Origin of the sequence: Candidatus Methylomirabilis sp., assembly GCA_036000645.1 — a bacterium.
GTDB lineage: Bacteria > Methylomirabilota > Methylomirabilia > Methylomirabilales > JACPAU01 > JACPAU01.
Genome location: DASYVA010000008.1, coordinates 1 through 14,244, shown reverse-complemented (window position 1 = coordinate 14,244; position 14,244 = coordinate 1). Strand labels below are relative to the sequence as shown.

Sequence of the window (14,244 nt, the reverse complement as noted above, 5' to 3'; positions counted from 1 at the left end):
TGCGGGGGGACCCGGCCCCTGGCTACGCGGTGGCGGGCGTCACCGTGATTCCGGGGACCGTGGAAATCGTGGGACCGGAGTCGGCCGTCTCGAACCTCCAGGCGGTCTACACGGAGCCGGTGGACCTGACGGGCGCCGAGGGCTCCTTCAACCGGGCAGTCCCGCTGGCCCTTTTCCCGGAGCGCCTGGCCCTGGCGGACGGGCAGGTGAGGACCGTGGAGGTCCGGGTCACCCTGCGGCGAGTGTCCTCCTGAGGGTGGGGCCTACCACCAGTCCTTCCGCTTGAAATACCAGGCAAGCGCGGCCGCCACGGCAGCCATCCCCCCCGCCACGACCCAGAACCCGCCGGCCGCACGCGTGAGGGGCAGCTCTTCGAAGTTCATGCCGAACAGGCCCGTGATGAAGGTGAGGGGGAGGAGGATGGTGGCTACGATGGTCAGCTGCTTCATGACCTCGTTGAGGCGGTTGGAGACCTGGGAGAGGTGAGCCTCCAGGGTGCTCGTCAGCATGTCCCGGTAGGTCTCGAGGTTATCGGCGATCCGCAGGGTGTGGTCATGGACGTCCCGGAAGTAGAGCTGGGTCCCGGGGCGGATGTGGGGGATCCCCCGGTTGGCCAGGACACCCAGGATCTCGCGGAGGGGACCCGCGCTGCGGCGAAGGGCCAGGACCTCCCTTTTGGTGCGGAAGATGAGGGGAAGGGCCTGGCGGGAGACCTCGCGGAAGACCTCGTCCTCGCACCGGTCCAGCCGCTCGTCGATGGCGTCCAGGAGGGGAAAGTAGCAGTCCACGAGGTGGTCAATGAGCAGGTGGAGGATCCGATCCGGGCCCTCCGTGAGGAGGCGGGGGTTCTTCCGGAGGCGGTCGGCGACGGCGGTGATGGAGCGGAGGGGGTCCGGGTGCAGGGTGACGAGGTACGTCTCCCCCAGGAAGGAGAAGAGAGGAACGGTGTCCACTGCCTCCTCCCCGGGGTTGTGGTTGATGGCCCGGCAGACCAGGAAGACGTAGCCGTCGTAGCTCTCCACCTTCGTCCGGGTCTCGGGGTTCGCACAGTCTTCCAGGGCCAGCTCGTGGAAGCCGTAGAGGTGCTTCAGGCGGGCGTAGTCCGTCTCGCCCGGCGCCTCCAGGTCCATCCAGACGAAGTCCGTGGGGCTGCTGATGGCTGCCCGGAGCGCCTCGTCCGGCGGGTCCGCGACGAGCTCGCCGTTCCCCCGGACGACGTAGCACTGGATCGCTCCCATCCCGCTGTCCCTCTGGCTGCCGCAGGCCCGCGCTAGGGTACCGGAGGCCCGGGGGCAAATCAAGGTGGCGGGCCCCCCGATTCCGTCCCGGACTCCTGTCGCTTGCAAGAGTTGCTCCATTCGGGGGCGGCGGCCCGCGTGCGGGCCGGCCCACTCGCAGGCCGCGGGACGCGGCGCGATCCGGGATTCGTCCGCCTCCGTGGGTCGGCGCGCCGCGGGTCGCGCCTTGACACCCCCGGGGGGTGAGGATATAAGGGGCGTGCTTTTTCCGGACGGCGGGGGCGAGCGGAAACGGAGGAGGGGGGGATGGGGAGCGCAGGGCTGACGCGGCGGGGATTCCTTCGGGGAGCAGCCGGCGCCTCGGCGGCGGCAGCCGTGCCGGCCGTCCTGCGAGGGCAGGTCCCCGAGGTGAAGGTGGGGGCGGTCCATCCGGTGAGCGGGCTCTTGGCGCGGGTCGGGCAGGCCTGCCGGAGCGGCGCCCAGATGGCCGCCGACGAAGTGAACGCGGCCGGGGGGCTCCGGAGCCTGGGCGGGGCCCGGCTCACCCTGCTGACCGGCGACTCGGAGACGAAGGCCGAGGTGGCTCAGGTCGAGGCGGAGCGCCTCATCCGGGAGGGGGCGGTCATCCTGACGGGGGCCTTCGACTCCGGCCACACCATGGCCATGGCGAAGGTGGCCGAGGAGCGGCGGATCCCCTTTCTCATTGACATCGCGGCCGCCGATCACATCACCCGGCAGGGGTACCGCCACGTCTTCCGCAACTTCCCCACCAGCGGGGTATTCGGCCTGAAGGCGATCCAGTTCATGACCGACCTGTTCGCCGAGACCGGGGTGAGCCCGCGGCGGGCGGTCCTGATGCACGTCAGCGACCTCTTCGGACAGACCCAGGCCAAGTCCCTCCTGAACGCCCACCAGACCCTCAAGCCCCCCTTCGCCATCGTGGAGACCATCGCCTATCCCGTCACCACCCAGGACCTGTCCACCGAGGTGGCCAAGGCGAAGGCGGCAAAGCCGGACCTCCTCCTCCCCATCACGCGCCCGCGGGACGCCGTGCTCCTCATCCAGGAGCTCTTCAAGCAGCGGGTGGAGGTGCACGCCGTCATCGGGCCCGGGAGCCCCGGCCTGTACGAGCCGGAGTTCGTGCAGCAACTGGGGAAGCTCGCCGAGTTCACCATGGACAACGTCCCCTGGCACAACCCTCGCAACCCGAGGACGGCCGCCGTGACGGCCGCCTTCGAGAAACGGTACGGCAAGACCTTCGATACCAACTCGGGCTACGCCTACGAGGCGATCCTCATCGTGGCCGACGCCCTCGAGCGGGCACGCTCCACCAAACCGGAGCCCCTGCTCGAGGCGCTCCAGACCACCAACATCACCGACCACATCATGGTGGGGGGCCCCATCCGCTTCACCCCCCAGGGGGACAATCCGAACGCCTCCACCGCCCTCGTCCAGATCCTGGGTGGGCGGGCCCGGGTCGTGAAACCCGCCCCCTTCGCCGAGGCTCCCGTGACGTTCCCCGTCCCCCGGCTCTGGGAGCGGGGCTAGGTCCCGGCCGGGGCTCCGTCGGGGGAACCGCGCCCCGCCCTCCCGGGCCGCGCGGGTGAGGCGCCTTCCCGAGGGGTCATGGATCCCCTCCTCCTCGCGCAGGCCACCCTGAATGGGCTGATGCTGGGAGGGGTCTACAGCCTGATGGCCGTGGGCCTTTCCCTCATCTTCGGGGTCATGCGGATCATCAACTTCGCCCACGGCGAGTTGATGATCTGGGGCATGTACCTCGCCTACTGGCTGTTCACGCTGGGGGGCCTGGATCCCCTGCTCTCCCTCCCGCTCACCACCACCGCCGTCTTCGGCCTCGGCTACGCGATCCAGCGGGTGCTGGTGAACCGGATCCTGGAGGCCCCGGAGGAGATGCAGGTCCTGCTCCTCCTCGGGGTGTCCCTGATCCTCACGAACGGGGCCCTCATCCTCTTCGGTCCCGACTCCCGGCGGGCCCCCACGGCCTACGCCCTGAGCACGCTCTGGCTCGGGCCGGTGATCCTGGACGTCGCCCGCCTCCTGGCCTTCGTCTTGGCCATGGCCCTGACGGGGGGGCTGGTCCTCTTCCTCCGGCGCACCGACCTGGGCCGGACGCTCCGGGCGGCGGCGGATAGCCGGGTGGGGGCTCTCCTCACCGGCGTGGATGTGGAGCGGGTCTACCCCATCGCCTTCGGCATCGGGGCCGCCTGCGCCGCGGCCGCGGGGGCCCTCACGATCCCCTTTCTTCCCTTCGCCCCTTCGGGCGGTCTCCCCCTCACCCTGACGTCGTTCATCGTGGTCATCCTCGGAGGGATGGGGAGCCTCCCCGGCGCCGCGCTGGGGGGACTCATCGTGGGCGTGACCGAGTCGTTAGGGGCGGTCCTCCTGGTCTCCTCGCTCAAGCAGGTGGTCTCCTTCATCATCGTCATCGGGATTCTGCTCCTGCGTCCCCGGGGTCTCCTGGGGGGGCGGGCATGAGCAGGCGCATCGGGGCGGCGGCGGCGGCTGTCGCCCTGCTCCTCTTCCCCCTGGTGGCGCCAGGCGACTGGGTGAACGAGGGGCTCTTCATCCTCTACTTCGCCTACCTGGGCCAGTGCTGGAACATCCTGGGGGGCTACGCGGGCCAGCCGTCGCTCGGGCACGCCGCCTTCTTCGGCATCGGGGCCTATACCGCCGCCGCCCTCCACCTGCACGCCGGCGTGAGCCCCTTCCTGGGGATGTGGGTCGGGGCGGCCCTCGCCGCCGCCCTCAGCCTCCCGGTCGGGATCCTCTCCTTCCGGTTCGGCCTCCGGGGGTCGTACTTCCTCCTGATGACCCTGGCCGTCGCCGAGATCACCCGCCTCGTGGTGCTGCACCTGGACTTCCTGGGAGGCTTCCAGGGCCTCTTCATCCCGTTCCGGCAGGACCCCCTGAACTACCAGTTCGGCAGCGTCACCCCGTACTACTACGTCGCCCTGACCCTCGCCGCGGCCGGATCCCTGGTGGTCGCGGGGCTGGAGCGCTCGCGGCTCGGGATGGCCCTCATGGCCATCCGGGAGGACGAGGAGGCCGCCGAGGCGCTGGGGGTGGACGCCTTCCGTTGCAAGCTCCAGGCGTTCGCCTTGAGCGCCGCCCTGACGGCGCTCGGGGGAACGTTCTACGCGTACCGCATCCTCCACCTGCACCCCGACCCGGTCATGGGGGTGGAGCAGTCGGTGGAGATCATTCTGCGCCCCATCATCGGCGGGAGCGGGACGGTCGCCGGCCCGGTGGTGGGAGCGCTGCTGTTGGGGATCCTCGGCGCCGTCTCCCGCCGGGCCCTCCCGCTCGGGGGCACCGCGGGCGCCCAGCTCATTCTATATGGGGTCCTGCTGGTGACCGTCGTGCTCTTCCTGCCCCAGGGGGCGGCGCCGGCCCTGGCCCGTCGCCTCCGGCATCGGCCATGAGCCTGCTCGAGGTCCGGGGGCTGGCCAAGCGGTTCGGCGGCCTGCGGGCGGTCACCGATCTCTCCTTCGGGCTGGAGGAGGGGGAGATCCTGGGGCTGATCGGCCCGAACGGGGCCGGGAAGACCACGGTCTTCCACCTCCTCTCCGGGTTCCTCCCCCCGGACGCCGGCGGGGTCCTCTTCCGCGGGGAGCCGATCCTGAACCTCCCGCCCCACAGCATCTCCCGCCGCGGGATGGTCCGCACCTTCCAGCTCGTCAGGCCCTTCCTCCGCCTCACCGTGCTGGAGAACGTCACGGTGGGGGCCCTGCACCGGGCGGCCTCGCTCCGCGAGGCCCGGGACCTTGCCGAGGCGGTCCTGGACCGGGTGGGGCTGGCCGAGCGACGGGGGGCGGAGGTCCGAACCCTCACGCTGGCCGACCGGAAGCGACTCGAGCTGGCACGGGCGCTGGCGGCGGGGCCCAGGCTTCTCCTCCTGGACGAGGTCATGGCCGGGCTGACCCCGGTGGAGATGGAGCGCTTCGTGGCGCTCCTCCGGGCCCTCAACGCCGAAGGGGTGAGTCTCCTGCTCGTCGAGCACGTCATGCGCGCCGTCTTCGCCCTCTGCCGCCGGATCGTGGTCCTGAACTACGGGGAGAAGATCGCCGAAGGGCCGCCCGCTGCCATCGTCCGGGACGCGCGCGTCATCGAGGCCTACCTCGGGGAGGAGGGGCGTGCTGGAGGTTAGGGGGCTCGCGGCCGCCTACGGGGAGCTCCTGGCCCTCAGGGGGCTCAGCCTCACGGTGGGCGAGGGGGAGCTGGTGGCCCTCCTGGGCAGCAACGGCGCCGGGAAGAGCACCACCCTCCGGACCATCTCGGGGTTGCTCCGGCCGCGGGCCGGAAGCATCACGTTCGCGGGGGAGCGGATCGACGGCCTGCGTCCTCCGGAGATCGTGGCCCGGGGGGTGGTTCAGGTCCCGGAGGGGCGACACCTCTTTCCGAGCCTCACGGTGCGGGAGAATCTGCTGGCGGGAGCTCGGACCCGGCCGGCGCGGGCCGCCCGCCCCGACAGCCTGGCCGGGGTGGAACGGCTCTTCCCGGTGCTCCGGGAGCGGGCAGGACAGCTGGCGGGCACGCTCTCGGGCGGGGAGCAGCAGATGGTGGCCATCGGGCGGGCCCTCATGGCCCGGCCCCGCCTCCTCATGTTGGATGAGCCCTCCCTCGGCCTGGCCCCCGTGGTGGTGACGGCGATCTTCCAGGCGCTCCAGGCCATCAACCGGGCGGGGACCCCGATCCTGCTGGTCGAGCAGAACGCGGCCCGGGCCCTGGCCCTCTCCCGACGGGGCTACGTCCTGGAGAACGGCGCCATCGTGCTCGAGGGACCGAGCGCCGTGCTGCTCCGCGACCCCCTGGTCCGCGAGGCTTACCTGGGGATGTGAACAGGACCGGCCTCCCGCCTTTTGGTCTTGACAGGTGCGGAGATTCGGACTAAGAAAATGAAAACGAACGGATTCTGCGAGGCCTGCACGGCGCGCAAGCGGAAGGTGAGTGCAACGGGCGAACCGGGGAGTTGACGGTTTGCCCAGCCGGTCCCTCCACCAGACACACCCACGTGCCGTCATCCCCCCGGGCCCCCACCTGCGAGGTGAGGGTCCGCCCGCGGCAGGCCGAGGGGCGCGGCCTGGTGCGGCCGGCGCGGCCCGGGGTGAAGGAGCGCGCATGGCGCAAGACGCACCCGTCCGAGGCCGGGAGCCCATCCCGGACCCCCCCGAGGGCACTCCGAACACCATCTGGACCCGCCGGGACTTCTTCACCGCGGCCGGCTGGGGGGCGGTCCTGGTCTATCTCGGGACCGTGCTCTTGGCCTTCACGCGCTTCATGTTCCCGCGGGTCCTCTTCGAGCCGAACCCGGTCTTCGACGCCGGGGCCCCCGAGAGCTATCTGGTGGGGATCGTGGACGAGCGCTTCAAGAACGAGAAGCGCGTCTGGATCGTCCGGACGGAGGAAGGCTTCTACGCCATCCTGGCCATCTGCACCCACCTGGGGTGCACCCCGAACTGGCTGAAGGCGGAGAACAAGTTCAAGTGTCCCTGCCACGGCAGCGGCTTCAAGCGGGACGGGGCGAACTTCGAGGGGCCGGCCCCGCGCCCCCTCGACCGGATCAAGATCGTCCGGACCCCGGAGGGGAAGCTGGTCGTGGACAAGAGCGCGATCTACCGGATGGCCCCGGGGGTCCCGCCGGGGACGCAGTACCCCCAGAGCATCCTGAAGGCGTGAGGGGCGGAGGGATCCCGTGCTGAAGGAGCGGCTGAAGGCGCTGCAGCGGACCATCGTGGAGTCGCCCGTCTGGCGCTCCATGTTCCGCCACGATTATCGGGACACCCAGCGCAACCGGGTCCTGATGATCATGGCCAACGTCTGGCTCCACCTGCACCCCCCCAAGGTCCGCCGGCACGCCATCCGGATCCGCTTCACCTGGTGCATGGGGGGCATCACCTTCCTCTTCTTCCTGGTCCTGACCGTGACCGGCGTCGTCCTGATGTTCTACTACCGGCCGGTGGCGGAGTATGCCTACGCCGACATGAAGTACCTCCAGTTCGACGTTCCCTTCGGGATGCTGGTGCGCAACATGCACCGGTGGGCGGCCCACGGGATGGTCCTTTCGGTGTGGCTGCACATGTTCCGGGTCTTCATGACCGGCTCCTACAAGGCCCCCCGGGAGTTCAACTGGGTGGTGGGGGTCATCCTGCTCACCCTGACCCTCCTCCTTTCCTTCACCGGGTATCTCCTCCCGTGGGACCAGCTCTCCATCTGGGCCGTCACGGTGGGGACCAACATGGCGCGGGCCACGCCGCTCCTGGGGCACGAAGGCCCGTTCGCGGAGGTGGTGGGGGTGACCCCCCGCTACGATGCCCGAGCCTTCCTGCTCGGGGGGACCATCGTAGGCCCCCCCACCCTGCTGCGGTTCTATGTCCTGCACTGCATTTTTCTCCCGATCCTGGCCAGCGTGTTGATGATCCTGCATTTCTGGCGGATCCGGAAGGACGGGGGGATCTCGGGCCCGCTCTAGTTGGCCATGCCCCGCGGTCGGCTGTTCGGCCCCGGGCGAGGGGAGATGAGGGATGGCGGAGGTGACGGCGACCCCGGCCCACGCAAGGCCGGCAGCCAAGAAGCCCAGGCGGCCGAGCCCGGTGGAGGACAAGGTCCACTGCTGGCCGTACCTGGTCAAGTCGGAGTTCATCTGTTCCATCCTCCTGACGGCGCTCCTCATGGTCTGGTCCATCGCGCTCGACGCCCCCATGGAGGACCCGTCCAACCCGGCCCAGACCCCCAACCCCTCCAAGGCCCCCTGGTACTTCCTGGGCCTGCAGGAAATGCTGGTCTACTTTGACCCCTGGATGGCCGGCGTGGTCCTGCCGACCTTCATTATCATCGGGCTGATGGTCATCCCCTACGTGGACATCAACCCCAAGGGGAACGGCTACTTCACCTTCCGGGAACGGCCCTTCGCGATCAGCGTCTACCTGTTCGGATTTCTGGTCCTCTGGGTGGCCCTCGTCGTCCTGGGGGTCTTCTTCCGGGGGCCGGGGTGGAACCTCTTCTGGCCGTGGGAGAAGTGGGACCCTCATAAGGTGGTGGCGCTCACCAACGTGGACCTGCCCTATTGGTGGCCCTTCAAGTGGATGGGCAACCCCAAGATCCACGACCTGCCGCTGCTGGGCCGCGTCTTCGCCGGGACCGCCCTGGGCCAGGTGGAGCTCCTGGGGCTGGTGCTCACGATCCTCTACTACGCCCTGATCCCCGCCGCCTGGATCTGGCAGGGCAAGAGGAGCGCGGCCCTCCAGGAGCTGGGCCCGGTCCGCTACGGCATCGTGGCCTTCCTCTTCCTCACGATGGTCTCCCTGCCGGTCAAGATGGTCATGCGCATCTTCTTCAACATCAAGTACTTTTGGGTCACTCCCTGGTTCAATATCTAGTATCCGCCCATGCCCACCCCCTATGTCCCCGATGAGCGCCGGACGTTACGGCGGATCTTCTTCGTCTCCAGCATGATTCTCCTGGCCACCATGGTGTGGGCACTGTGGGACGAGGCGGTCTCCCGCCGGCCGTGGATTCGGTACCAGATCGCCTTCAACAAGCTGGAGTACGAGCAGGTGAGCGCGGAACTGGAGGCGGCCCGCAAAAGGCTGGAGGGGCCCGAGGCCCAGCGCACCCTCGAGGAGCTCAAGACCCAACTCAGCGTGGCCGAGGACGCCCTGAAGGGGCCGGACTACCGGGCGGCGCTGGCGGAGCGAGACCGCCTGCAGCGGGCCCTCGTGGAGGCGAACCAGACCCTGCAGTTCACCCGCAGCGAGCTGGACGAGGCCTACTATTTCTATGACAAGGCGCGCCACGAGAAGGGGGACGTCGCCCGCGCCCGGGCGGTCGTGGACCGGCTCGAGAAGGAGGCCGCGGCTCTCCTGCCCGGCGTCGAGGCGGCGCAGGCGGCGGCGGATCAGGCGGCCGAGAAGGTGCGGGCCTTCGAGCAGCAGCGGCAGGCGATCGACGCGAAAATCCAGGAGGTCACCGCCGAGGTCCGGAGCCTCGAAGGCCGGCTCGAGGCGATCCGGCTCCGCCCGCTCGAGGTGAAGCAGGTGGTGGTGGACGGGCTGCAGCTCAACGAGTTCGAGCAGCCCATCCTCCGCGTGGACCGCTGCCAGACGTGCCACCTGGGGATTGAGCGGGGCGGCCTCGAGGCGGCGGACCAGCCCTTCCGCACCCACCCGAACCGCCTGGCCATCTTCGGCAAGCACCCGGTGAGCGAGTTCGGCTGCACTGGCTGCCATGAGGGGCAGGGCCCCGCCCTCGAGGTGGCCCTGGCCCATCGCCCCAAGAAGTACTGGGAGCGGCCGCTGCTGAAGGACGAGATGACCCAGGCGACGTGCCTCCGCTGCCACCGGGGGCAGACCGAGTGGGTCGTGGCGGCCCAGGCCCCCGCGCCGGGGGCGGCGGCGGCGGGGGAGGCTCAGGCCGCGGAGGTCCAGGCGGCTTCCCAGCTGGTGGACCTGGCCCCGGCCCTCTCCCGGGGGATCCTGCTCCTGGAGACCCTGGGCTGCTTCGGCTGCCACAACATCAAGGGGTACGAGACGGCGGAGAAGGTGGGCCCCGACCTCACCCGGATCCGGGCGAAGGTCCAACCGGCCTGGCTCGTCCGCTGGATCCAGAAGCCGGAGACCTACCTCCCCCACACGCGGATGCCCTCCTTCGGCCTCAGCGAGAAGGATGCAACTGCCGTCGCGGCCTACCTCCTGAAGCACTCCGAGCCGGCCCCGCGAGCCGCGGGGAGTTACGCGCCGGCGGCTGCGGCAGCCCGCGGGCGCGAGATTTTCCAGCAAGTGGGCTGCTACGCCTGCCACCAGCTCCGGGGGCCGGACGGGGAGGCGAAGCCGAGCACCTTCTTCGCGCAGGTGGAGCGGGACTTCGCCCCGGACCTGAGCGGCCTGGCCGGCAAGGTGACCGGGCCGGAGTGGCTCTTCGCCTGGCTGAAGAACCCGAAGGCGTTTCGGCCGACCACCCCCATGCCGAGCCTGCGCCTCCGCGATGCCGAGGCCAGCGCCCTGACCAACTTCCTCCTGACGCTGGGGAAGCGGGAGCCGACCCCGCCGGCCCTCCTGACGGAGCTGAACAGGCCGGAGGTGATCGAGGAGGGACGGCGGCTCATCGGGAAGCGGGGCTGCTTCGGCTGCCACGAGATCCGGGGGTTCGAGAAGGCGGAGAAGATCGCCCCGGACCTCTCCAACTTCGCCAACAAGCGGCTCCTGGAGCTCTTCTTCGGCGATGCCACCCACGTCCCGGAAACCTGGGAGGACTACACCCTCTGGAAGCTCAAACAGCCGGACATCTACGCCACGGAGCGGATCGAGCAGATCATGCCCAACTTCCGGCTGAACGACCAGCAGGTGAAGAGCCTCCGGGCCTACCTGAAATCCTTCTCGGCGGAGGCGGCGCCCCACCGGCGATTCCTGCGGACCCTGAGCGACGCCGAGCAGGCGGTGGAGGCCGGCCGCCGCCTCACCCGGAAATACAATTGCGTCGGCTGCCACGTGATCGAGGGGCGGGGCGGGGACATCCGGGTCCGATTCGCCAGCCCGGCGGCCGCCCCGCCCCCGCTCATCCTCCGGAACGGGCTGCTCAGCGAGGGGGAGAAGGTGCAAGCGCCCTGGCTGTATGAGTTCCTCATCCAGCCGACGCCGATCCGCCCCTGGCTGACGGTGCGAATGCCCACCTTCGGCCTCACGTCCAACGAAGTGACGGGGCTCACCGGCTACTTCAACGGGCAGGCCGGGCTGCCGTTTCCGACCCCGCTGACCTACATCGGGCCGCTGGATCCGAGCCTGGTGGCAGCGGGGCGGAGGCTGACCTCCAAGGACTACTTCGACTGCTTCTCCTGTCACCAGCAGGGGGAGAAGAAGCCGGAGGGTCCCCCCGAGGGGTGGGCGCCCGACCTGGCGCTCGCCCGGCGGCGGCTGCGGCCGGAGTGGATGGTCAAGTGGATCACGGACCCCCAGAAGGTCCAGCCGGGCACGAAGATGCCGAACTTCTACCCCGGGGGCCCGGATGATATCCTGGGAGGTGACGAGTCGCGGCAAATCGAAGCGCTGGTCGAGTTCCTCCTGAGTTTGGGTCGCTGAGCCGGATTCCCCGCCGGGCCGGTGCCGGCGGGGGCCGAGGAAAAAGGAGTGGGAGCATGAAGGGGATCGTGACCGTTCTCCTGAGCGCGGCGGTGGCCCTCGGGGCCTCCCCGGCCGGCGCCGCCTACCAGGCGGTCGAGGTGAAGGACGGGGGCTCCATCAGCGGAACCGTGAAGTTGAGCGGGGCCGCGCCGCCGGTCAAGGCCATCGACGTGACGAAGGACAGGGAGATCTGCGGGAAGGGGGGGAAGCTGGTGGACGAATCCCTCCTCGTGGGATCGAACGGGGGGGTCCAGCACGCCGTGGTCTCGCTCACCGACATCGCCAAGGGGAAGAAGTGGGCGACCGAGAAGTTCACCTTCGACCAGAGGAACTGCCGCTTCGACCCCCACGTCCTGGTGGTGAAGGTCGGCGCGTCCGTGGACATCCTGAACTCCGACGGGATCCTCCACAACATCCACACCTTCAGCAGCAAGAACTCGGCCTTCAACGTGGCGATGCCGAAGTTCAAGAAGAAGATCGAGAAGACCTTCGCGGCCCCGGAGATCATCAAGGCCGCCTGCGACGCCCACGCCTGGATGTCCGGATGGATCGTTGTGTCGGAGTCCCCGTATGCGGTCACGACCGACGGGAGCGGGAACTTCAAGCTGGACAACGTCCCACCGGGCAACTACAAGGTGGAGGTCTGGCACGAGAAGCTGGGGAAGGTCACCAAGGAGGTCGCGGTCAAGGCGAAGGAGGAGACCAAGCTGGGCGTGGAGCTCGCTGCGAAGTAGCGCGCGGCATCTTTGGAGTTGACTTCCTCTCCCGGTCCCGACTAGACTTCGGCGGATTCCGGAGGGGGACGGACCGGAGAGGGAAGAGGAGACCGCGGTGCTGGACTGGTGGCTCCCGCCGAACGTATCCACCTACGGGGAGGACATCGACTCCCTCTTCCACTTGATCTACTACATTACGGGGATCAGCTTCCTCCTGGTGGCCGGAGCGATGGTGGCCTTCCTCGTGATGTACCGGCACCGCGAGGGCCGCCGGGCCACCTACATTCACGGCCACACCACCCTCGAGATCATCTGGACGATCGTCCCCGCCGTCATCCTGGTGGTCCTCTCGTTCCTCAGTCAGGCCACCTGGGGGAACGTCAAAGGGCACCTTCCCCCCAGCCAGCACCGGGTCCGGGTGACCGCGAAGCAGTTCAACTGGGAGATGCTCTACCCGGGGCCGGACGGGGAGTTCGGGACTGCGGACGATCTGGTGCTGGATAATGAGCTGCACGTCCCGGTGAACAAGGTCATCCGGGTCACCCTCACCTCCCGCGACGTGATCCACAGCTTCTTCCTGCCGAACCTGCGCCTGAAGCAGGACACCCTCCCGGGCCGCGACATCGAAGCCTGGTTCGAAGCAACCAAGCCGGGCCGGTACGAGATTCCCTGCGCGGAGCTGTGCGGGTTCGGTCACTCCGGGATGAAGGGGTGGTTGACCGTGCATCCGCCCGACGAGTACGCGAGGTGGGTCAAGGAACGCTGGCCGTCCTCTTGAGGGATGGGGCGAAAGCTCGCGCGTCCATCGGCTGACACACCCATGAGGCGAAAGGTGAGCGATGAGTGACACCAGAGGCGTGGCCGCCGCTCCCGCGCACGCCGCAGAGGTCCATCACGAGGAGCTGGGCTTCTGGCGGACGTACATCTTCTCGACCGATCACAAGATGATCGGCCGGCAGTTCCTCTTCCTGGGCCTTTTCATGATGATCCTGGGCGGGCTGATGGCCCTGCTCGTCCGTTGGCAGCTCGCCTGGCCCGAGACCGCCGTGCCCGGGTTCGGGTGGGTGCCGGAGCCCTACATGTACGGGGGGATCATCCCGCCCGAGACCTACAACATGCTCTTCACCATGCACGCCACCCTGATGATCTTCTTCGTCGTCATGCCCATCCTGGTGGGGTGCTTCGGCAACTTCCTCATCCCCCTGATGATCGGCGCCCGGGACATGGCGTTCCCGCTCCTGAACATGCTCTCCTTCTGGGTTGGCGCGCTCTCGGGGCTCGTGATCCTGGCCGGCTTCTTCGTTCCGGGCGGGCACGCGGCCGGCGGCTGGACCTCGTACGCGCCGCTCACCGCCAAGGCGATCTACACCGGCGTGGACTGGGGGCAGAACCTCTGGTGCATCAGCCTCATCATTCTCGGGATCTCCTCCCTGATGGGCTCGATCAACTATATCACCACGATCATCAACATGCGGGCGCCGGGGATGACCTGGTTCCGGTTGCCGCTCACCATCTGGTCCCTCTTCGTCGTGGCGATCCTGCTCCTGCTGGCGCTCCCGGTGCTGACCGCCGCCCTCGCGATGCTCCTCTTCGACCGGATGGTCGGGACCAGCTTCTTCCTCCCGGCCGGCGGGGGGGAGCCGCTGCTCTGGCAGCACCTCTTCTGGTTCTTCGGGCACCCGGAGGTCTACATCCTGATCCTCCCGGCCATGGGGATCACCTCGGAAATCCTGCCGGTCTTCGCCCGCAAGCCGGTCTTTGGCTACCGGGCCATGGCCTTCTCCATGATCGGGATCGCCTTCCTGTCGTGGATCGTGTGGGGCCACCACATGTTCCAGAGCGGGATGAGCCCGGCGCTCGGCACGAGCTTCATGATCTCGACGATGGTGATCGCGGTGCCCTCGGCCATCAAGACCTTCAACTGGCTCGGGACCCTCTGGGGCGGCTCGATCCGGTTCACCACTCCGATGCTCAACGCCCTGGCCTTCGTCTCCATGTTTGTCATCGGGGGCCTGAGCGGGATCTTCATGGCCTCGACGCCGGTGGACATGTTCATCCACGACACCTACTTCATCGTAGCGCACCTGCACTACGTCCTGTTCGGCGGAAGCCTGTTCGGCGTGTTCGCGGCGCTGAACTACTGGTACCCGAAGATGT

14 protein-coding genes are annotated in these 14,244 nt (G+C 68.8%); 13 read left to right on the top strand and 1 reads right to left on the bottom strand.

The genetic code is table 11. The annotated features are described in order from the left end of the window. A partial coding sequence (locus VGT06_00295) for a YbbR-like domain-containing protein (GenBank protein ID HEV8661572.1) occupies nucleotides 1-254 on the top strand: 254 nt, incomplete at its 5' end. Nucleotides 255-263: 9 nt separating this feature from the next. Here the strand turns inward: VGT06_00295 and corA are convergent. Then, the gene (gene corA / locus VGT06_00290; protein HEV8661571.1) at nucleotides 264-1,238 is read right to left on the bottom strand and encodes a magnesium/cobalt transporter CorA; all 975 of its coding nucleotides are present in this window, start codon (nucleotides 1,236-1,238) and stop codon (nucleotides 264-266) included. A gap of 306 nt (nucleotides 1,239-1,544) precedes the next feature. Here corA and VGT06_00285 point away from each other — a divergent pair, with 306 nt between their 5' ends. From VGT06_00285 to VGT06_00230, 12 genes are all read left to right on the top strand, one after another. Further along, entirely contained in the window at nucleotides 1,545-2,786 is a 1,242-nt protein-coding gene (locus tag VGT06_00285) for an ABC transporter substrate-binding protein (protein HEV8661570.1), read from the top strand. A gap of 78 nt (nucleotides 2,787-2,864) precedes the next feature. Continuing rightward, nucleotides 2,865-3,734, top strand: a complete 870-nt coding sequence (locus tag VGT06_00280; GenBank protein ID HEV8661569.1) for a branched-chain amino acid ABC transporter permease — start codon at nucleotides 2,865-2,867, stop codon at nucleotides 3,732-3,734. Beyond that, on the top strand, nucleotides 3,731-4,681 hold the full coding sequence (locus VGT06_00275) for a branched-chain amino acid ABC transporter permease (protein HEV8661568.1): 951 nt from the start codon (nucleotides 3,731-3,733) through the stop codon (nucleotides 4,679-4,681). The genes VGT06_00280 and VGT06_00275 overlap by 4 nt, the downstream gene beginning before the upstream one ends. Further along, nucleotides 4,678-5,406, top strand: coding sequence for an ABC transporter ATP-binding protein (locus tag VGT06_00270; GenBank protein ID HEV8661567.1), 729 nt, complete (start codon nucleotides 4,678-4,680; stop codon nucleotides 5,404-5,406). Before VGT06_00275 ends, VGT06_00270 begins: the two co-directional genes overlap by 4 nt. After that, nucleotides 5,393-6,097, top strand: a complete 705-nt coding sequence (locus VGT06_00265) for an ABC transporter ATP-binding protein (protein ID HEV8661566.1) — start codon at nucleotides 5,393-5,395, stop codon at nucleotides 6,095-6,097. The genes VGT06_00270 and VGT06_00265 overlap by 14 nt, the downstream gene beginning before the upstream one ends. A gap of 280 nt (nucleotides 6,098-6,377) precedes the next feature. After that, a complete protein-coding gene (locus VGT06_00260) occupies nucleotides 6,378-6,935 on the top strand; it encodes a Rieske 2Fe-2S domain-containing protein (protein HEV8661565.1) in 558 nt (185 codons plus the stop codon). A 79-nt stretch (nucleotides 6,936-7,014) separates the two neighbouring features. Beyond that, complete coding sequence (locus tag VGT06_00255) at nucleotides 7,015-7,728, top strand: cytochrome b N-terminal domain-containing protein (protein HEV8661564.1); 714 nt, start codon at nucleotides 7,015-7,017, stop codon at nucleotides 7,726-7,728. 52 nt (nucleotides 7,729-7,780) lie between these two features. After that, nucleotides 7,781-8,635, top strand: a complete 855-nt coding sequence (locus VGT06_00250) for a cytochrome C (protein HEV8661563.1) — start codon at nucleotides 7,781-7,783, stop codon at nucleotides 8,633-8,635. 9 nt (nucleotides 8,636-8,644) lie between these two features. Further along, nucleotides 8,645-11,329: a c-type cytochrome gene (locus tag VGT06_00245; GenBank protein HEV8661562.1), complete on the top strand. Its 2,685-nt coding sequence runs from the start codon at nucleotides 8,645-8,647 to the stop codon at nucleotides 11,327-11,329. Nucleotides 11,330-11,385: 56 nt separating this feature from the next. Beyond that, nucleotides 11,386-12,105 (top strand): carboxypeptidase regulatory-like domain-containing protein, encoded by a 720-nt coding sequence (locus VGT06_00240; GenBank protein HEV8661561.1) that lies wholly within the window; start codon nucleotides 11,386-11,388, stop codon nucleotides 12,103-12,105. A gap of 97 nt (nucleotides 12,106-12,202) precedes the next feature. After that, a complete protein-coding gene (gene coxB / locus VGT06_00235; protein HEV8661560.1) occupies nucleotides 12,203-12,865 on the top strand; it encodes a cytochrome c oxidase subunit II in 663 nt (220 codons plus the stop codon). A 61-nt stretch (nucleotides 12,866-12,926) separates the two neighbouring features. After that, the coding region (locus tag VGT06_00230; protein ID HEV8661559.1) for a cbb3-type cytochrome c oxidase subunit I at nucleotides 12,927-14,244 on the top strand (1,318 nt) is incomplete at its 3' end.

Bases quoted from the DNA above. Each gene is read 5' to 3' on its own strand.
- corA (HEV8661571.1), bottom strand. From the start codon at position 1,238: ATGGGAGCGATCCAGTGCTACGTCGTCCGGGGGAACGGCGAGCTCGTC.
- VGT06_00285 (HEV8661570.1), top strand. From the start codon at position 1,545: ATGGGGAGCGCAGGGCTGACGCGGCGGGGATTCCTTCGGGGAGCAGCC.
- VGT06_00280 (HEV8661569.1), top strand. From the start codon at position 2,865: ATGGATCCCCTCCTCCTCGCGCAGGCCACCCTGAATGGGCTGATGCTG.
- VGT06_00275 (HEV8661568.1), top strand. From the start codon at position 3,731: ATGAGCAGGCGCATCGGGGCGGCGGCGGCGGCTGTCGCCCTGCTCCTC.
- VGT06_00270 (HEV8661567.1), top strand. From the start codon at position 4,678: ATGAGCCTGCTCGAGGTCCGGGGGCTGGCCAAGCGGTTCGGCGGCCTG.
- VGT06_00260 (HEV8661565.1), top strand. From the start codon at position 6,378: ATGGCGCAAGACGCACCCGTCCGAGGCCGGGAGCCCATCCCGGACCCC.
- VGT06_00255 (HEV8661564.1), top strand. From the start codon at position 7,015: ATGTTCCGCCACGATTATCGGGACACCCAGCGCAACCGGGTCCTGATG.
- VGT06_00250 (HEV8661563.1), top strand. From the start codon at position 7,781: ATGGCGGAGGTGACGGCGACCCCGGCCCACGCAAGGCCGGCAGCCAAG.
- VGT06_00245 (HEV8661562.1), top strand. From the start codon at position 8,645: ATGCCCACCCCCTATGTCCCCGATGAGCGCCGGACGTTACGGCGGATC.
- VGT06_00240 (HEV8661561.1), top strand. From the start codon at position 11,386: ATGAAGGGGATCGTGACCGTTCTCCTGAGCGCGGCGGTGGCCCTCGGG.